This is a genomic window from Kribbella sp. NPDC051586 (assembly GCF_044453965.1).
Lineage (GTDB): Bacteria > Actinomycetota > Actinomycetes > Propionibacteriales > Kribbellaceae > Kribbella.
In genome coordinates this window covers 1,537,037-1,553,381 of record NZ_JBITDF010000001.1, presented here as the reverse complement: position 1 = coordinate 1,553,381, position 16,345 = coordinate 1,537,037, and the positions used below count along the sequence as shown (strand labels likewise).

Genomic DNA, 16,345 nt, shown 5'->3' with positions numbered 1-16,345 from the left:
TACTGCGGGTCAGCGGATGGTGAGCTGACGGCTGGCCAAGCCGGCCCGAGCGGCGCGCTCTTCCGTCGTCAGCGGCGCCTCGGTGGCCAGGGCCTTGTCCAGGGCGGTGGCGAAGTCGGCGGCGGGCTTCTCGACGTCGGCGGCCTCGGTGCCGGCGGGGAGCTCCCAGACCGGCGCGAGTACGCCGAGGGCGCGGAACGAGCCGATCAGCCGGCTGCCGTCGATCAGCGCGGACGAGCCGGCCGCGTGCAGGCGGGCCAGCGCATCGAGGAGCGTGTCCTCGGTGTGCGGCATCACCCAGCGCAGGTAGATGCGGTCGCCGATCTGCGTCCAGTACGCCGCCTCGACCGACTCGAGCCGGACCGTCGGAGCCGCCGCGGCGTTCGCCCGCTCCAGGCCGGCCGCAACCTCACCGGTCGGGTCTTCGACATTCTCGCCGACCCAGTAGTCGAAGCCCTCGTGCACCTTGACCTCGAGCGGCTTGGACGTGTCGATCAGGTCCTGCAGCCGCGGTCCGTCCTTCATCAGGTCACCGAGCTGGATCGGGTTGCCCGGCTCGGTGTGCAGCGCGGCGGTGATCGCGTGCCCGAGGTCGCGGCTCGGGTCGCCCGAGGACGCGTGCGTCTGCAAGCCGATCCAGATCGTCTCGTCGTCGCGCACCAGGCCCGGCATCGCCATCGGCAGCAGGGTGACGAGGTTGACCACCTTGCCCGCGTTGTCGCCGATGAGCTCGGCCTCGACCGTGCCCGACGGGACGATCTCGCGGAACGCGATCAGGTCACACTCGGCCGGCAGACCCTCGAACGGCCGCACCACGAACGCGTCCGCCGCCTGCGCCCGGTCCTTGCCGTGGCACTGCTTGAACCGCTTGCCCGAACCGCACGGGCAGGGCTCCCGCGGCCCGACGTCGACCAGGTCGGCCGGATCGAGGGTGACGGTCGTCGTGTTCTTCGCGCGCTGCCGCGACTTCTTTCCCATAACAGCGCAGTCTTGCAGCCGGACGTGCCCGAGTGCGAACTAGCTCGGGACGATCGCGTGCACCGTGCGGTGATGGGCGGCCGTACGGACGTCCCAGCCGGAGGTGAGCATGTCGACGATCGCCAGTCCGCGGCCGCCGATCGACTCCGGGTGGGTGTCGCTGATCCGCTGCGGCTCGGTGTCCCCGCGACCGTCGGTGACCTCGACGTGGATCCCGGCCCGGTCGATCCACCAGGCCGCACGAACCTCTCCGGCCGGCAACGGCGGCGCGTACCGGATCGCGTTCGACAGCAGCTCGGAGAGCACCAACTGCGCATCGTCACCAGCCGAATCGGTGACCCGGTAGCGCTTCAGGTAGGCGGCCAGACGACGACGGGCGTCCGCTACCGCGGACACTTGATGCGGCAGCACGACGTCCACGACGCTAACGTCGGCGGGCAGGGTCGCAGAGGACAAGCAGGGTCTCCTCGATGATCGGTTCAGCCACAGTGACTTCTGCCCACGATCCGGCCCTGGAAAACCACCGCAGGTATTCCGTTACATAGGCCACCGAAGATCGCGCCTAAATCCCAAGAAACCGTAACGAAATCGACGGAATTGAACGTTGCAATAACCGCCCGCATTCACCCCGCTACGTATCCGCACCACGTGACACCCGCCACACGAAATCGACAGCATGTGTCACACCGACAGCAAGCATCCCGTCGCGCCGTAACGTGACATCGGTATTGCAGGATGTACACCCCGTAGGGGTCCGACATCGCGCATGCGGCTTGGGGAGCGGTTAGTGGGGGATCGAGTTCCGGCGCCGGCTACTGGCGGCGACGGCACGAAGCGGGCGGATGCCGCCGAGAAGCAGGCCGGCCGGTTCGCGGTGCTGACAAAGCGAGCCTGGATCGGCGTGCTGGCCAGCAAGGCCCGGCTCGGTGCACTCGCCGGCAAGGCCCAGTTCGAACTACTGACCAGTAAGGCCTGGTTCTACCTGGCCCTGGGAACCATCGCGACGCTGGCGTTCGTCGTGTTTCTCATCGTGGGTTACGACCTGTTCAGAAGCAGTGTGGTCGATCTCGGCAAGTCCGGGCCTGCGTCCGAGTGGGCCGGCGCCCTCTTCACGGCGCTGAGCACCCTGGTGCTCGCCTACCAGTTGCGGATGATCGGCCTTGCAGCAGAGCGGAGGCGCGCCCAGAACCTGGATCTGGTCCAGCCGATAGGACGGCTGACGGCCTGGGCCCGTAACTCGTCTCAGCAGGGGTGGCTGCTGACAGTGGCCGTGCGCAACGAAAGCGAGGAACATCTCCAGGATCCACAGGTCGGACTTGCGTGGTTCGGCGAAGCAATGGACGAGCAGTGGTTGATCGGCGCGCCCGACGAGCAGCAAGATGTTCGCAACGGCGCTGCGGAGCTTTGCGTCACAGTCAGCAGTGTCAAGATCAGCAGCGTGGACCACCCGATTCTGCTGATTCACATCCCTCAGAAAGCGTGTGCCGAGATGGACGAGGTCGTGGGGGCTCTCGCGGTCACTCTTCAGTGGAGCACCCAGGCCGGGCCCAGCGAGCCGCTGCGAGTTCCGTTGACCTCTGCACGTCCGATTCCGAGGAGCGGCGTGCGATGAGGTTGAGCTCTGGGGACGTCACTCTCATCCTGCTCGCCGGCGGCTACAACACCCGGATCCGACGGACCGAGCACTCGTTGCCGAAGAGTTTGATGGCCCTGGACGACGTTCCGCCTGTGATGGTCTTGCTGACACGGCGATTCCTGCGCGACGGAGCCCGGGTCGTGGTGACCTGTGATGCGCAGGCAGCGGACAAGTTCCGCCAGCTGTATCCGGAGGTTGCCGGGTCTGTGAAGATCGTCGAAGACGACTTCGTGGGCACCGGTCGAGCGCTCCGAATGGGCGTAAAGGCCGCCCGTACGCGCTGGGTTCTCGTTGCCAACGCAGACACCGTCGTGCCCGTCGATCTGATCGCCTGGTACCACCACGTCGATCTCGCCGGACCCGTTCACCAACTGCTGGTCCCACGAAGCGTTCAGAATTCGGAGCTCATCGGCATCGATCCCGGTACTGGCCTTGTGAAGCACTGGGGCGAATCCACCGGCCGGTCACCCGCCTGCCGATTGCGGCCGGCTTCGTCGACCGGCGTCTATCTCGTGCACCGTGGCTCCTGGCTCGCGTGGCAGTACAGCTCCGGCCAGAGCCTGGAACGGGACATCCTCCCGCAGGCGGTGGCCGACGGCCTCGTTCACGGAACCATCGCCCCGAGCTCGCGTCCGGTCTTCGACTACGGCACCACCGAACGACTGCTCGAGTTGCAGGACAACGATCGACTTCGCCACGACCTGTTGGCTGCTGCCCACCTTGTTCCGAAGGGATATCGGTGTCCTCCGCCCAGCTTCAGCTCCGAACGCACGGCTATCTCAAAAGACAGGCTCTTGTCAGCCGGGAGCGGTGCGCTGAGCTGACGCAGGAGTTGAAGTCTGCCGCTGCGAGCATTGATCCGGCCAACGATTCGCTGAGGCTCGAAGATCCGGCCGAAGCCGCCATCGCCTCCGTGCTCCAAGTGCCCGCTCTGCGCACGCTCGTCACTCAGCTGCTGGGCCCGAGCTGGGTCCTGGTCGTCAACCGCCACAACCATGTCGTCATCGACCGGGGCGATGGATCGCGCGCGACACGGATGCACCGGGATCTCCTGCACTGGAGCCGCAATCCCATCACCGTGCTACTCATGCTGGATTGTGCGGAGAATGATCCGCTTGCGTGGCCGTCCCTGTTGCCGGGATCGCACCTGTGGCCCACCGCAGAGCAAAGTAACGGCGGCGGCTACTGGCTGGATGAAACCCCTGAGTCGGAGCAGGTGCAGCAGGCGCTCAAGGTTCCGATGAGCCAGGGTGACGTGCTCGTGATGGACGGCATGACCTTTCACGCAGCGGGCGCCGGCTCTCCGGAGTACGCGCGGGTCATGATGTCGCTGTGCCTTCGGACGGCTGACGAGCTCACCGGAGAAGTCGGAACGAACGAGCAGCTCATCGCCGGATCGGTGCGCTACGAAGGCCAGTCGCGTTGGAGAGCCCATGGTTAAGCACTGGTGGAACGTCCAGGGCGACGAGGGCCAGAAGCCGAGGATCGTCGAGCTTCGCGAGGCGCAGTGGGACTTCTACGAGGAACACGTCGTACCCACGCTGTTCCGCCTGCTCAACCACGAACTCAGTGATGCGGTGGGAAGCCAGCTGAAACAGCGCCTCCGTTACAGCGCCAGATTCCGGCCCTCGCAGCTCCTCTACGCTTTCAGCCAGGACTGGGAGCTTCGACCCGACGTGGTCATCTGGGCATCTGCCAGTCTCGAGTTGCTGTACCTGGGCCGCGTGATCCTCGACGACGTCGCGGATCAGCACGACCAACGCTGGGGCCTCCCAGCGGTACGTCGGGTGTTCGACGATGCATCGGCCGTCCAGATAGCCAATCTGCTCCAACACACCGCCGTGCTGTGCGCAACCAACATCGACGCGTTGTCCGGTGAGCGATCCGCGATACCCGCAGCCGGCGTGGTTGCCGAGTACGGTCGGCAGATCAACGCGGCGATGCTCGAAGAGTTGCAGTGGCGGAAGTCGACGATCGCGGAGACGTCGTACAAGTCCATCGCCTTGCGCAAGGTGTCATCAGGCCAGCTGACGATCGACCTGCTCCGGTTGATCGCGCCTGCCGACCACGCGGCGGACCTCGCGAAGCTCGCAGTGGCGATCGAGAATCTCGACTTCGCGGCCTCGATCACCAACGACGTCACCGAGTCCAATCTGCGGCGCGGGCTGGAAGAGGTTCGCTTCCTCGGCGGTGAGCGCCGCGGGAAGAAGTCCGAGATCCAGCTCAACCGTCCGACGATCTTCAGTGTGATCCTCGCCTCGGACGAGTTCCTGCTACGCAATCCCGAGGTCGGTCTGGCGCTGCCTGACTTCACCAACATGAAGCTGCCGGAGATCTTCACGTACCTCGACGACACCGGAGCCATCCGGGATGCCGAGCATCGGATTGCGGCGCTGGAGCAGACGGCAATGCCGCTGATTCAGCGGAACACGAACGTCTACACATTGCTCGACCGAGCGCGAACGACCAACCCGACGGACGAACCACCGCAGGTTGAGTCCTGACGTAGCCGGCAAGTCAGGTCCGACGACGCCGGTCACGGCTCCTGGGCGGATAGGTATAGGTCGGGGTAGGAGGCTTCGGCGGCTCCGCGAGGACCTTCAGGGCGGCCTCGGGGCGGTCGGTGATTAGTGCGTCGACGCCGAGGTCGCGGCAGCGGCGGAGGTCTTCTTCGGCGTTGACGGTCCAGACGTGGACCTGGTGGCCGTGTTTCTGTGCGCGGTCGACGTACTCCGGGTGGGCGGTGACGATCTCCAGGCTCGGGCCGGCGTACGAGACTCCGGTGGGTAGCGAGCCGTCGCGGAAGCGCAGGGGGACGCGGTCCATCAGCAGGACGGTGCGCAGGCCGGGTGCCGCGGTACGCAGCCGGCGCAGCGAGAGCCAGGAGAAGCTCATCACGCGGACCGGCGACTCCGAGCCGAGTTTCGGGCGGGCCCAGCCGTAGCGGTCGAGGGCCTCGATCAGGCGCTTCTCGACGAGTCCGGCGTACCGGGTCGGGTGCTTGGTCTCGATCGCCAGCTCGACCGGCCGGCCCGCGTCGCGGACGGTGGCGAGCAGTGTGTCGAGCGTGAGCACCTTGCGTACGTCGAGGCCGGGCAGCTCGGCCTCCTCGTCGAGGTCGGCCCACGGGCGCTTCCACGAGCCCCAGTCGTACGACTCGAGCTCGGCGAGGCTCATCGTGGACAGCACGCCACGGCCGTTCGAGGTGCGCTCGATCCGGCGGTCGTGGACGCAGACGAGGTGCCCGTCGGCGGTCAGCCGGACGTCGCACTCGAGTCCGTCCGCACCGACTTCGATCGCCCGGCGATAGGCCGCGAGGGTGTGTTCCGGATTGACTTCACTGGCGCCGCGATGGGCTACGACGCGCGGGAGCTTCCGCATGAAGGAAACTCTTTCACACCGTCGGCGAGGATTGCCGGCATGGACATGCGGGCGATTGTGCTGGACGGGCCGATGGCGCCTGAAGAGATGCGGGTACGGCGGGTCGCGGTGCCGTCGGCGCGGGCCGGCTGGGTGCGGATCAAGGTGGAGGCGTTCGGGCTGAACCGGTCCGAGTACCACCTCCGCGCAGGCCTCGCGACGAACGCACGGTTCCCGGTCGTCCCCGGGATCGAGGCGGCCGGGACGGTCGACGCGGCGCCGGGCGGCGAGTTCGCGCCGGGGCAGCAGGTGGTCGCGATGATGGGCGGGATGGGCCGCGCGTACGACGGCGGGTACGCCGAGTACACCGTCGTACCCGCGTCGTCGGTCATACCGGTGACGACCGACCTCGACTGGGCGACGCTCGGGGCGCTGCCGGAGCTGCTGCAGACCGCCCACGGCTCGCTCTACACGGGTCTCGCGATCGAGCCGGGTCAGTCGTTGCTGGTCCGCGGCGGTACGTCGTCGGTGGGTGTCGCCGCCGCCGTACTGGCGAAGGAACACGGGCTGACCGTCCTCTCGACAACGCGAAATCCACAACGGCTGGATGTACTGCGCCAGCTCGGCGTCGATCACCCGATCGTTGATGACGGCAACGTTGCGGAAAAGGTGCGGCAGATTGTCCCGGACGGCGTCCACGCGGCGCTCGAACTCGTCGGCACGAATGTGTTGCCGGACACCCTGAAAGCCACCGCGGTCCACGGCACGGTGTGTTTCACCGGAATGCTCAGCGATGCCTGGACGATCCCGGACTTCTACCCGATGGACTACATCCCGAACGGCGTCCGGCTGACCGCGTACGGCGGCGAGAGCTCCGACCTCCCGGCGGACGCCTTCCAGCGCTACGTCGACCTGGTCGCCGCGGGCAAGCTCCCGATCCGCATCGACCGCGTCTTCACCATGGACGAGATCGGCGAAGCCCACCGCCTCATGCAGGACGGCGGCGCGGTCGGAAAGCTCGTCGTACGAGTCCATCCGTAAACCCCCGCGTGGGCTGCGAGCCCGGGGGTGCGGATCTGTGGGCCATCGCAATGCGCGCTGGCGGGGCGGCTTCCGCGGGTGGTGCCGGTCGCGGGGCGGTTGTGGTGGTGTGGGGATCCGGGTTTGGGGGCTGGTGCTGGGGCGGCCACCTGGCGGCCCCGGCACCAGCCGGTCTAGGCGGTTGCGTTTCGTAGGGCGCTGGTGGGGCGGGGGAGGTTGTAGTGGGAGCGGAGGGTGGTGCCGGTGTACTCGGTCCGGAAGAGGCCTCGGGACTGGAGGATGGGGATTACCTCGTCCACGAAGGTCTCAAGTCCGGACGGGAGCACCGGCGGCATGATGTTGAAGCCGTCGGCGGCACCGGCGTCGAACCAGTGCTGGATGGCGTCCGCGACCTGCTCCGGCGTACCGGTGAACGTCCGGTGGCCGCGCCCGCCGCCGAGTCGGCCGATCAGCTCGCGGACGGTCAGCTTCTCGCGCCGGGCCAGCGTCACGATCAGCGTGTAGCGGCTCTTCGCGCCCTCGATCTCGTCCTCGTCCGGAAGGTCCGCGGGCAACTGCTCGTCGAACGGCAGGTCCTCCGGCGCCACCTTCAGGGTCTTCGCCAGCTGCAGGCGCGCGTACTCCGGGCGGATCAGCTCGTCCAGCTGCGACTCCAGCCGCTGAGCCTCCTCGACCGTGGAGCCGATCACCGGCACGATCCCCGGCAGGATCTTGATCGACCCCGGATCACGCCCCAGCGCCGCCGTACGGGCCTTCAGGTCCCGGTAGAAGTCCTGCGCGTCCCCCAGCGTCTGCTGCGCGGTGAACACCGCCTCGGCGTACCGCGCCGCCAGGCCCTTCCCGTCCTCGGACGACCCGGCCTGCACGATCAGCGGATGACCCTGTGGCGACCGCGGCAGGTTGAGCGGCCCGCGGACCTGGAAGTGCCGTCCGACGTGATCGATCGGAACCACGCGCTCGTCCAGCGCCCATACGCCCGCGGCCTTGTCCGCGATCGCCGCGTCGTCCTGCCACGAGTCCCACAGCTTGTACGCGACCTCGAGGAACTCGGCCGCCCGCTCGTACCGCTCCGCGTGCGCCGGCTGGTCCGCGAGGTTGAAGTTGCGCGCCGCGTCCGGACCGGCCGTCGTCACCACGTTCCAGCCCGCGCGCCCGCCGCTCACGTGGTCCACGCTGGCGAACCGTCGCGCCAGGTTGTACGGCTCGTTGTACGTCGTCGACGCGGTGGCGATCAGCCCGATCCGCGACGTCACCGCGGCGATCGCGGTCAGCAGCACGGTCGGCTCCAGCGAACCGGCCGGCCGCCGGCCGACGGTGCCGAGCAGGACCGGCGAGTCGGCGAAGAAGATCGAGTCGAACTTCCCGCGCTCGGCCAGCTGCGCCAAGGCCTGGTAGTGCGCCACCGAGGTGTTCGCGAACGGATCGCTGTCCGGCAGCCGCCACGACGCCTCGTGGTGCCCGGTGCTCATCAGGAACGCGTTCAGATGCAATTGCCTACTCACAGCGAGACCCCCAAAGCGTCGAGAAGCCGCGACCGGATCGCGGCGAATCCTGGATCGGCCGAACTCCGCGGCGCGGCCAGTTCGACCACTTCCGCCGCGACGATCCCGCCCTGGTCGAGCACGATCACCCGATCGGCCAGCACGATTGCCTCGTCGACGTCGTGCGTCACCAGCAGTACGGCGGGCTGGTGCGCGGCGCACAACTTCCGCAGCAACACGTGCATCTTCAACCGGGTCAGCGCGTCCAACGCACCGAACGGCTCGTCCGCGAGCAACAGCTCCGGCTCCCGCACCAACGACCGCGCCAGTGCGACCCGCTGCTGCTCACCACCGGACAGCTCGTTCGGCCAGGCCTTCTCGCGGCCCGCGAGCCCGACCTCCGCCAAACTGCGCAGACCGTGGTCGTCCGCGCCGTTCAGTCCGAGTACGACGTTGTCGAGCACCCTTGCCCACGGCAACAACCGCGAGTCCTGGAAGACGACCGAGACGTTCTCCGGTACGGCGAGCTCGCCCGATCCGTCGACGTCGTAGTCAAGGCCGGCCAACGCCCGCAACAGCGTGCTCTTCCCGGAACCGCTCTTGCCCAGCAGCGCAACGAATTCACCCGGAGCGATGTCCAGATCCAGTCCGTCCAGTACGGCGCGATCGTCGTACCGGCGGACCAGCTCCCGGACCTGGACCGTGCTTACGAGGCCAGCGTTCGGCGCCACGACAGGGCCCTCCTCTGGATCAGGCGGACGACGGCGTCGGAGATCAGGCCGAGCGCGCCGTACACGACCAAGCCGACGATGATGATGTCGGTCTGTCCGTACGTGCGGGCCAGTTCCATCATGTAGCCGATACCGCTGGTGGAGTTGATCTGCTCGACGACGACCAGCGACAGCCACGCGCCGGTCACCGCGAACCGCAGCCCGAGGAGGAACCCGGGCAGGGCGCCCGGCAGGACCACGCGCCGGATGAACTCCCACCGGGACAGGCCGACCGTCTGCGCGAGCTCGACGTACTTGCTGTCGATGGTGCGCAGGCCGTTGTGGGTGTGGATGTAGATCGGGATGAACACCCCGAGCAGGATGGTGACGACCTTCATCGACTCGCCGATGCCCAGCCAGAGGATCAACAGCGGTAGCAGCGCCAAAGACGGGATCGCGCGCTTGATCTGGATCGGTCCGTCGAGGACGGCCTCGCCGAGGCGGGACAGGCCGGAGAGCAGCGCCAGTACGACGCCGAGCACGATCCCGAGCGCGAGCCCGAGCAGCGCCCGCTGGGCCGACGTCCACAGGTTCGACTGGAGCCGGCCGTCGGCGATCAGCTCGCCGGCCGTGCTGACCACGGTCCACGGCGCGGACAGGATCCGTTGGTCGATCCAACCAGCCGCGGATCCGATGCTCCAGATCACCAGCAGCAGCACCGGCCCGATCGCCGCCCCGAACCGGATCGGCTTCCCCGGTCCGAGCCGACGACGGCGTACGACAGGACCCGCGGCCGCTCGCGTACGGAGCCCGGGCAGGGTGGTCGCACTCATTTGGCACCCGCCTTGATCGCGTCCGCGGCGACGGTCTGGAACCGCAGGTCGTAGAGATCCTTCGCCTGGATGACCTTGTTGCCGGTCTCCTTGGCGAGGAGCTCGATGGTTGCCTGCTGACGCTGGATCGCGTCGGTCCAGTCGGCCGGGATGTCCGGGTGGCCGGCGTTGTCGACCAGCCACTGGCCGTCGGACCCGGTCAGGCCCTGGTTCTTGACGTAGTACCCCTGGATCCATTCCTTGGGGTGCTTGTCGATCCACTCCTGCGCGACGGCCCAGGCCGCGACGTACGCGCGGATCGCGGCCGCCTTGGCAGGATCCTCGAGCGAGCCGACCGGTCCGTAGAGGTGTCCGGCGTCGTCGCGCAGACCGTGGTCGATCGCGCTCGCACCGTCCTGGCCGTACTTGGCCAGGTACCGCTTGATCTGCACGCCGCCGATCGGGGCGACGTCCACCTGCTTGGACGAGAGCGCGTTCGAGTAGACGTCGCCGGTCGAAGGCAGCTCGATCAGCTTCACGTCGTCCTTGGTCAGCCCGGCCTTCTGCAGCACCTTCAGGACCAGCGCCCCTTGCGCCTGGCCCGGGCTGTACGCGATCTTCTTGCCGCGCAGATCGCTGAGCGTCTTCACCGACACCCCGGGCGCGATGCCGAGCTGGTAGATCGGGTGGGTGAGTGGATCCAGCCGGAACTTGGAGGCGACGATCTTCACGTCCAGACCCGTCCAGGTCGCGTTGATCGGCGGGATCTCGGCGACCGATCCGAGGTCGAGAGCGTGCGCCCGGAACGCCTCGGTGGTCTGCGGACCGCCGCTGAGGTTCGCGAACTGCACGTACCTCGAGACCTGGTCGTACTGGCCCGAGAGCTTCAGTGCGACTTCCGTGGTGGGATCGCCGACGACGATCTTGGCGCCGGCGGGGACCGTGGTCGGCAGCGCGGCGTCCAGCGAGAGCTTGGCGTCGGCGTCCGCCTTACCGCTGCAGCCGGTGACCGTGACAGCGAGCAGGACGACGAGGGTGGAGAGGCGTTTTCTAAACATGGTGTGCTTTCGCGTAGTTGCCGTCGTGGTAGAGCAGCGGCTCGTGCTCACGTCGTTCGGTGTGGGTGGCGAGGCGGGCGACGACCAGGTAGTGGTCGCCGACGGCGAATCGATGCTCGACCTGCGCACGCAGGTAGCTCGGCGCCTCGTCGAGCACGGGCTCGCCGGAGGCCAGCCGGGACCAGCGGGTCGGCTCGGCGAACCGGTCGATCCCACTGGTCGCGAACCGGCCCGCGATCGCGTGCTGGTCGGCGGACAGGAAGTTGATCACCAGGCTGGTCGCCGTACTCACGGTCGGCCAGCTGGACGCGCTGGTGGCGATCGCGAACGACACGAGCGGCGGCAGCAGGCTGATCGAGACCAGCGAGGTCGCGGTGAATCCGACTGGGCCGTAGCCCGCGTCCGCGGTGATCACCACGACACCGGCGGCGTGGCGACGGAAGACGGAGCGGTAGACATCGGCGTCCACCACCCGCTCTTCGGGTCGGTTGGGTACGACGGACAGGGCAGGTCGATGCAATGCGGGAACAGACATGTCACTCCCTTGGGAGGAAGGTGAGCGGCGAGAGTTCGCCGGAGGAGACAGGAGGAGCGCGTCACCGACAGGTGGCGCTCGCCGTCCGCAGCAGATCGATGACGCGACGGCGGGTGAGGAGTGTCGTCGTCATGTCAGCTATCTTCGCACCATTGTCTATCAGCTAACTAGACAATCTCGTGATCTGGACCGGGCACCCTCACAGGCCGGCCGGCGCGTGCGTTCTACTGTCGTGATGACTCGGGAGAAGGTCGAGCTGCCGCCGTTCCAGGCGCTGATCGACGCGCACTGGCGGGACGTTGCCCGGCTGGCGCGGGCGATGGCCGGGCCGGTCGACGGCGACGACGCGGCGCAGCGCGCCTGGGAGAAGGCGTACGCGGCGTACCCGGCGCTGACGTCGGCGAAGAACCTGCGCAGCTGGCTCCTCACCATCACGGCCCGGTGCGCGACCGACGTCCACCGGGCGCGGAAACCGCAGCGTCCGCTGGAGGAGGCGCCGCCGGTCGCGGTCGAAGGCCCGGACGCCGCCACCTGGCCGGATCCCGATCTCTGGCGGGCGGTCAACGAGCTCCCGGAGCGGCAACGCTTCGCGGTCACGCTCAAATACGTCGGCGACCTGGACCACCACGGCGTGGCCGCCGCTCTGGACACCACGCCCGCCGCATCGCGCCGGCTCGTCAGCGACGCGCTCGCGACATTGCGCAGCAAACTCGGAGTAGATGATGACTGATCTCGAGAGCCGGCTGAACCGGCTCGCCATGCCCGACCTGAGCCAGACCGAACCGAAGCGGCCCGTCCTTCCCGACGCCGACGTCGCCTACACACTGCACGACACCCCGATCGGGACGATGCTGCTCGCGATCGCAGGTGGCCGGGTCGTCGCCAGCTCGTTCGGCGACGAGGAAACCATGACCACCCGCCTCGCCCGCGCCGTGTCCCCGCGGGTACTGCGGCAGGCCCGCCCGCTGGACGAGGTCCGGCGACAGCTCGACGAATACCTCGTCGGCCGCCGGCAGGCCTTCGACCTGGAGGTGGACCTCGCGCTGGCGACGCCGTTCCAGCGCCTCGTGCTCACGGACCTGCCGACCCACACGTCGTACGGCGCGACCACGACGTACGGAACCGTTGCCGCTGACATCGACAAGCCCAAGGCGGCCCGCGCGGTCGGTACGGCGCTGGGCGCGAACCCGGTCTGCGTCGTACTCCCGTGCCACCGGGTCGTCGGTGCGAACGGCGCCCTTGCCGGGTACGCCGGGGGGTTGGACGCAAAACGATTCTTGCTGAATCTCGAAGCAAAAAGCTGAGTTTTCCGGAATTGCCCGGAGCGGATTTAGACTCGGAAATACAAGGAGCAGATCCCCAATGTGGAGTGGGGATCTGCTCCTGTTGACATGTCAGGAAGTTGCGGGGGCGTGAATCTCCAGGATGAGCCGCCGCCGGCCGCCCCAGTCGCGTTTGTAGACCTTGTAGTCGTCGATTCCGGCGGCCGCGCAGAGCCGCCCGTAGCTGATCTCGTCGTGGATGAAGTGCACGCCGCTGCGGTTGTCGCTGAACTCGGTCGTGACGATCCGGTGCTCCGGTCCCTGCCGCATCCCGTTCGCGATCTCGGCCGCGGTCGCCGGTCCCCAGGCCGGGCCTTCGATGATCGCGATCCCGCCCGGCTTCAGCACCCGGGAGATCTCGCAGATCGTCGAGATCTGCTCGTCCTCGGCGAACAGTTCGTGGAACGCCGTCCAGAGACAGATCACCGCGTCGAACGAGTCCCACTTGTAGGGCAGATCGGTCATCGAGCCGATCGCCCAGTCGATCGCGAGGTCCTCCTCGGCGGCCTTCGCCTGGCCGGCCTCGACCAGGTTCGGCGAGATGTCCAGCCCGCGGACCACCTTCCCGGCCTTGCGCAGCGGCAGCGCGATCCGGCCGTACCCGCAGCACAGGTCGAGCACCGACTCGCGACCGTCCAGCAACTCCTCGACGGCCTTGACGATCAGCGCGTCCCGTTCGGGCGTGGTACGCGCGGCCAACCCGTCGGCCCCCAGTTCCGCGTACTCGGCCCGGCTGCGCAGTGCGGAATTCAGCATGCCGCAAGTATTCCGGTTACTCCGGGTCAGTGACCAGGGCCCTCCCTTTTTCGAAGAACGCGAGTACGTCGGTCTGCTCGGACAGCGGTCGCGCCGCGCCGAACGACGTGTTCCAGAAATCACCGGTCCGCGGTGTCCACGGACCGACGTACGCGTACGGCTCCGGAATGGCGTCGTCACCCGGCGACACGCCGTAGTTGACCTCGTCGAGGGTGATGCCGACGTCGAAATGCTCCGGCCAGAGGACCGGCGTCTGGTCGGGGGCGAGCTGCCGTAGGGCCACATCGCCACGCGCGAACGCGTCCGCCAGCAGGCGCGCGGCCGCCTGGTCGACCTCCAACTCCTCGTCAGGCAGTACGCCGGGGCCGCCGCCGTACACGTCGTCGAGGCGGGACGCCTCCAGCCCGGCCGCGGCGGCCAGTTCGGCGTAGGTGCCGGTCAGCGGGAGCGGCCCGGCCGGCGTGACCAGGCGGTCGCCGTCCACCCGCAGTGCGGGGTCGGCCAGCGTGGCGAAACCACCCGGTACTACGCGCAGCCTGATGCCACCACCACTGCGGTACTGCGGTCCGGCCAGCACCAGCTCGGCGACGCCGTGCAGGGAACGACGGGTTACGGCAAGCGAACGTTCATCCATGGCTGCAGTTTCCTCCTGTAACGGCTGGCCGCGGAACGGCACTGTTCATCCAAAGGGTTGGTGTCGCGACGGGTGGGAGGCGTTACATGTCGGGCAACTGGCATCGGGTGGACGAGAACGACGTGCCGGCGGACGGTCGGGTCCGCAGTGTCGTCGTCGATGGCCGGAGCGTCGCGCTCGCACGCTGCGGCGCGCGGCTCGGAGCGCTGGAGAACAAGTGCCCGCACCAGGGCGGTCCGTTGGGCGAGGGCTCGATCGAGAAGGGTCTGCTGCGTTGCCCCTGGCACGGGTACGACTACGACCCGATCACCGGGCAGCCACCGGAAGGATTCTCCGACGGTGTTCCGTCGTATCCGGTGGACGAGCGGCCGGACGGCGTCTACGTGCAGCTTCCGGACCCGCCGGCGCCGGTCCGGACGGTAGCCGACGTGCTGGTCGAGACATTGGTTGCCCATGGCATCAGTCATGTCTTCGGCATGGTCGGTCACTCCAACCTGGGGTTCGCCGAGGCGATGCGCCGGGCGGAGGAGCGCGGCGAGCTGACCTACGTCGGCATCCGGCACGAAGGGGCCGCGTCGTTCGCGGCATCGGCGTACGGCAAGCTCACCGGCCGTCCGGCGGCCTGCTTCGCGATCGCCGGACCGGGCTCGACCAACCTGCTCACCGGGCTGTACGACGCCAAGCTCGACGGCTCGCCCGTCATCGCGATCTCCGGGCAGGTGCCGTCCAAGGTCCTCGGCCGCGGCGCTTTCCAGGACCTCGACCTGACCGCGGTCTTCAAGGACGTCGCGGTGTCGAGCACCGCGGTCCAGGCTGGCAGCGATCACGCGGAGCTCGCCGCGCTGGCGGTCAAGCATGCGATCGACGGGCGTGGAGTCGCCCATCTGGTGCTGCCCGACGAGGTGCAGGTGCTGCCGTCCGACGCGGCCGCGAAGACCCCGGCCGGCCGGCTGTCCCGGCGGTGCATCCAGCCCGACTCGGAGACGCTCACCCGCGCCGCCGCTGTGATTCGGGACGCCCGGCGACCGGTGCTGATCGTCGGCCACGGGGCGCGCGGTGCCGAGGCCGAAGTACGCGAGCTGGCAGAGCGTCTGAACGCACCGGTACTGACGACTTTCAAGGCCAAGGGCCTGGTCCCGGACACGCATCCGCTCGGCGCCGGCGTGCTCGGTCGCAGCGGTACGCCGGTCGCGAGCTGGCTGATGAACGAGTCGGACCTGCTGATCGTGGTCGGCGCATCGTTCTCGAACCACGCCGGGATCGCGAACTACAAGCAGATCGTGCAGATCGACGACCACCACGCCGCGATCGGGAGGTTCGACGCGGTCACCGTCGACGTCCTCGGCGACGGCGCACTCACACTTCGTGCCCTGACCGACAGGCTCACCGACACCAAGGCCACCGACCAGCGACCCGACGTCGCCGACCGATGGGCCATCTGGCGTGCGGAGAAGGCGCGCCGGGTCCAGGACGACCGCGGTCGCGGGGTGTCCGCGGCTGCCGTCTTCGATGCCCTCGGCAATCACTTGCCGACGGAGGCCGTCGTCACCGTTGACGTCGGCAACCATGCGTACTCACTCGGCCGGTACCTGGAGTCCAAGGGACAGCCGGTGCTGATGTCGGGGTACCTCGGCTCGATCGGCTTCGGCTACCCGGCCGCTCTCGGCGCCTGGGCGGCCGCACCGGATCGGCCGGTCGTCGCGGTCACCGGCGACGGCGGGTTCGGGCAGTACGCCGCCGAGCTCACGACCGCGGTGAAGTACGGCATCGGAATCAAGCACGTCCTGCTCGACAACCATTCGCTCGGCAAGATCAGCAAGGAACAACTCGCCGCCGACTACCCGGTCTGGCACACGTCGCTGCACAACCCCGACTGGGCCGCGTACGCCGAGCTGTGCGGCGCGGCCGGGATCCGGGTCACCCGCCGCGAGGACCTCGACGATGCGATGACCGAACTCTTCGCCACCACCGGCCCGGCCCTGCTCTGCATCGAGCAGGACGCCGAACTTCTCTAGGAGGAAC

Annotated in this window: 18 protein-coding genes; 8 read left to right on the top strand and 10 right to left on the bottom strand. The window is 68.1% G+C overall.

Annotated features, from left to right (window positions below):
- Window positions 1-9: 9 nt before the first annotated feature.
- Both ACIA58_RS07700 and ACIA58_RS07695 read right to left on the bottom strand, forming a co-directional pair.
- Window positions 10-978 carry a DUF5926 family protein gene (locus tag ACIA58_RS07700; RefSeq protein WP_396402788.1) on the bottom strand — a complete coding sequence of 323 codons (969 nt, stop codon included), beginning with the start codon at window positions 976-978 and terminating at the stop codon, window positions 10-12.
- A 39-nt stretch (window positions 979-1,017) separates the two neighbouring features.
- Window positions 1,018-1,434: an ATP-binding protein gene (locus tag ACIA58_RS07695; protein ID WP_396402787.1), complete on the bottom strand. Its 417-nt coding sequence runs from the start codon at window positions 1,432-1,434 to the stop codon at window positions 1,018-1,020.
- A 331-nt stretch (window positions 1,435-1,765) separates the two neighbouring features.
- On the opposite strand from ACIA58_RS07695, the gene ACIA58_RS07690 reads away from it, so the two are divergent.
- From ACIA58_RS07690 to ACIA58_RS07675, 4 genes are all read left to right on the top strand, one after another.
- Entirely contained in the window at window positions 1,766-2,590 is an 825-nt protein-coding gene (locus ACIA58_RS07690; protein WP_396402786.1) for a hypothetical protein, read from the top strand.
- Between the two features lie 92 nt (window positions 2,591-2,682).
- On the top strand, window positions 2,683-3,438 hold the full coding sequence (locus tag ACIA58_RS07685; RefSeq protein ID WP_396402785.1) for a hypothetical protein: 756 nt from the start codon (window positions 2,683-2,685) through the stop codon (window positions 3,436-3,438).
- The gene (locus tag ACIA58_RS07680; protein ID WP_396402784.1) at window positions 3,354-4,055 is read left to right on the top strand and encodes a phytanoyl-CoA dioxygenase family protein; all 702 of its coding nucleotides are present in this window, start codon (window positions 3,354-3,356) and stop codon (window positions 4,053-4,055) included. Before ACIA58_RS07685 ends, ACIA58_RS07680 begins: the two co-directional genes overlap by 85 nt.
- Window positions 4,048-5,118, top strand: coding sequence for a polyprenyl synthetase family protein (locus ACIA58_RS07675; protein WP_396402783.1), 1,071 nt, complete (start codon window positions 4,048-4,050; stop codon window positions 5,116-5,118). Before ACIA58_RS07680 ends, ACIA58_RS07675 begins: the two co-directional genes overlap by 8 nt.
- Before the next feature lie 13 nt (window positions 5,119-5,131).
- On the opposite strand, the gene ACIA58_RS07670 is transcribed toward ACIA58_RS07675, so the two are convergent.
- A complete protein-coding gene (locus ACIA58_RS07670; protein WP_396402782.1) occupies window positions 5,132-5,995 on the bottom strand; it encodes a glycerophosphodiester phosphodiesterase in 864 nt (287 codons plus the stop codon).
- Between the two features lie 39 nt (window positions 5,996-6,034).
- On the opposite strand from ACIA58_RS07670, the gene ACIA58_RS07665 reads away from it, so the two are divergent.
- Entirely contained in the window at window positions 6,035-7,015 is a 981-nt protein-coding gene (locus ACIA58_RS07665) for a zinc-binding alcohol dehydrogenase family protein (RefSeq protein WP_396402781.1), read from the top strand.
- Window positions 7,016-7,188: 173 nt separating this feature from the next.
- On the opposite strand, the gene ACIA58_RS07660 is transcribed toward ACIA58_RS07665, so the two are convergent.
- The 5 genes from ACIA58_RS07660 to ACIA58_RS07640 are packed head-to-tail and all read right to left on the bottom strand — an operon-like array spanning window position 7,189 to window position 11,611.
- Window positions 7,189-8,517, bottom strand: coding sequence for an LLM class flavin-dependent oxidoreductase (locus tag ACIA58_RS07660; RefSeq protein ID WP_396402780.1), 1,329 nt, complete (start codon window positions 8,515-8,517; stop codon window positions 7,189-7,191).
- Entirely contained in the window at window positions 8,514-9,227 is a 714-nt protein-coding gene (locus ACIA58_RS07655; RefSeq protein WP_396402779.1) for an ABC transporter ATP-binding protein, read from the bottom strand. Before ACIA58_RS07655 ends, ACIA58_RS07660 begins: the two co-directional genes overlap by 4 nt.
- The gene (locus ACIA58_RS07650; RefSeq protein ID WP_396402778.1) at window positions 9,203-10,039 is read right to left on the bottom strand and encodes an ABC transporter permease; all 837 of its coding nucleotides are present in this window, start codon (window positions 10,037-10,039) and stop codon (window positions 9,203-9,205) included. The genes ACIA58_RS07655 and ACIA58_RS07650 overlap by 25 nt, the downstream gene beginning before the upstream one ends.
- Complete coding sequence (locus ACIA58_RS07645; protein WP_396402777.1) at window positions 10,036-11,076, bottom strand: ABC transporter substrate-binding protein; 1,041 nt, start codon at window positions 11,074-11,076, stop codon at window positions 10,036-10,038. The genes ACIA58_RS07650 and ACIA58_RS07645 overlap by 4 nt, the downstream gene beginning before the upstream one ends.
- Window positions 11,069-11,611: a flavin reductase family protein gene (locus ACIA58_RS07640; protein WP_396402776.1), complete on the bottom strand. Its 543-nt coding sequence runs from the start codon at window positions 11,609-11,611 to the stop codon at window positions 11,069-11,071. The genes ACIA58_RS07645 and ACIA58_RS07640 overlap by 8 nt, the downstream gene beginning before the upstream one ends.
- A 235-nt stretch (window positions 11,612-11,846) precedes the next feature.
- Between ACIA58_RS07640 and ACIA58_RS07635 the strand changes: the two genes are divergently transcribed.
- Both ACIA58_RS07635 and ACIA58_RS07630 read left to right on the top strand, forming a co-directional pair.
- Window positions 11,847-12,341 (top strand): RNA polymerase sigma factor, encoded by a 495-nt coding sequence (locus ACIA58_RS07635; RefSeq protein ID WP_396402775.1) that lies wholly within the window; start codon window positions 11,847-11,849, stop codon window positions 12,339-12,341.
- Window positions 12,334-12,915, top strand: a complete 582-nt coding sequence (locus ACIA58_RS07630) for a methylated-DNA--[protein]-cysteine S-methyltransferase (RefSeq protein WP_396402774.1) — start codon at window positions 12,334-12,336, stop codon at window positions 12,913-12,915. Before ACIA58_RS07635 ends, ACIA58_RS07630 begins: the two co-directional genes overlap by 8 nt.
- Before the next feature lie 90 nt (window positions 12,916-13,005).
- Here ACIA58_RS07630 and ACIA58_RS07625 read toward each other — a convergent pair whose 3' ends face one another.
- Complete coding sequence (locus tag ACIA58_RS07625; RefSeq protein WP_396402773.1) at window positions 13,006-13,689, bottom strand: class I SAM-dependent methyltransferase; 684 nt, start codon at window positions 13,687-13,689, stop codon at window positions 13,006-13,008.
- Between the two features lie 16 nt (window positions 13,690-13,705).
- Window positions 13,706-14,323 (bottom strand): hypothetical protein, encoded by a 618-nt coding sequence (locus tag ACIA58_RS07620; protein ID WP_396402772.1) that lies wholly within the window; start codon window positions 14,321-14,323, stop codon window positions 13,706-13,708.
- 86 nt (window positions 14,324-14,409) lie between these two features.
- Here ACIA58_RS07620 and ACIA58_RS07615 point away from each other — a divergent pair, with 86 nt between their 5' ends.
- Window positions 14,410-16,338 (top strand): thiamine pyrophosphate-binding protein, encoded by a 1,929-nt coding sequence (locus ACIA58_RS07615; RefSeq protein WP_396402771.1) that lies wholly within the window; start codon window positions 14,410-14,412, stop codon window positions 16,336-16,338.
- The last annotated feature ends 7 nt before the right edge of the window (window positions 16,339-16,345 follow it).

Excerpts from the sequence above, each read along its gene's own strand:
- ACIA58_RS07645 (WP_396402777.1), bottom strand. The coding sequence starts at position 11,076 with ATGTTTAGAAAACGCCTCTCCACCCTCGTCGTCCTGCTCGCTGTCACG.
- ACIA58_RS07640 (WP_396402776.1), bottom strand. The coding sequence starts at position 11,611 with ATGTCTGTTCCCGCATTGCATCGACCTGCCCTGTCCGTCGTACCCAAC.
- ACIA58_RS07670 (WP_396402782.1), bottom strand. The coding sequence starts at position 5,995 with ATGCGGAAGCTCCCGCGCGTCGTAGCCCATCGCGGCGCCAGTGAAGTC.
- ACIA58_RS07675 (WP_396402783.1), top strand. The coding sequence starts at position 4,048 with ATGGTTAAGCACTGGTGGAACGTCCAGGGCGACGAGGGCCAGAAGCCG.
- ACIA58_RS07685 (WP_396402785.1), top strand. The coding sequence starts at position 2,683 with ATGGCCCTGGACGACGTTCCGCCTGTGATGGTCTTGCTGACACGGCGA.
- ACIA58_RS07635 (WP_396402775.1), top strand. The coding sequence starts at position 11,847 with ATGACTCGGGAGAAGGTCGAGCTGCCGCCGTTCCAGGCGCTGATCGAC.
- ACIA58_RS07665 (WP_396402781.1), top strand. The coding sequence starts at position 6,035 with ATGGACATGCGGGCGATTGTGCTGGACGGGCCGATGGCGCCTGAAGAG.
- ACIA58_RS07625 (WP_396402773.1), bottom strand. The coding sequence starts at position 13,689 with ATGCTGAATTCCGCACTGCGCAGCCGGGCCGAGTACGCGGAACTGGGG.
- ACIA58_RS07650 (WP_396402778.1), bottom strand. The coding sequence starts at position 10,039 with ATGAGTGCGACCACCCTGCCCGGGCTCCGTACGCGAGCGGCCGCGGGT.
- ACIA58_RS07630 (WP_396402774.1), top strand. The coding sequence starts at position 12,334 with ATGACTGATCTCGAGAGCCGGCTGAACCGGCTCGCCATGCCCGACCTG.
- ACIA58_RS07615 (WP_396402771.1), top strand. The coding sequence starts at position 14,410 with ATGTCGGGCAACTGGCATCGGGTGGACGAGAACGACGTGCCGGCGGAC.
- ACIA58_RS07620 (WP_396402772.1), bottom strand. The coding sequence starts at position 14,323 with ATGGATGAACGTTCGCTTGCCGTAACCCGTCGTTCCCTGCACGGCGTC.
- ACIA58_RS07700 (WP_396402788.1), bottom strand. The coding sequence starts at position 978 with ATGGGAAAGAAGTCGCGGCAGCGCGCGAAGAACACGACGACCGTCACC.